Raw genomic sequence first — 279 nt, 5'->3', positions numbered from 1 at the left:
ATCTCAGGCAGCTTGATCGGTTTCTCGACAAAGTCTACGGCAGCGAGGCGGATCGCGCTTTTCAAGTAAGCGACGTCCATATAACCGCTTATAAAGAGAAGCTTGCTGTCCGGACAGGCAGCAACCAACCGTTCCGCGAATTCAATGCCGTTCAGCTTGTGCATTCGGATATCCGTAATAACAATTTCCGGTCGATGAATGGTCGCCTTCCGAAGCGCTTCAGCCCCATCCTCCACCTGAAGAACCTCGCTGACGCCATAATCCTCCCAGTCAATGGAC

1 protein-coding gene is annotated in these 279 nt (G+C 52.3%); it reads right to left on the bottom strand.

Features of this window, described 5'->3' with window-relative positions; all coding sequences use genetic code 11:
• Positions 1 to 279 (bottom strand): response regulator (locus ACSNOG_RS33210; protein ID WP_436756387.1); only part of this gene is annotated, 279 nt, incomplete at both ends.

The organism is Streptomyces sp. URMC 124 (assembly GCF_051386455.1).
In the GTDB taxonomy this organism is placed as follows: domain Bacteria; phylum Actinomycetota; class Actinomycetes; order Streptomycetales; family Streptomycetaceae; genus Streptomyces.
This window is presented reverse-complemented; position numbering and strand designations above follow the sequence as displayed.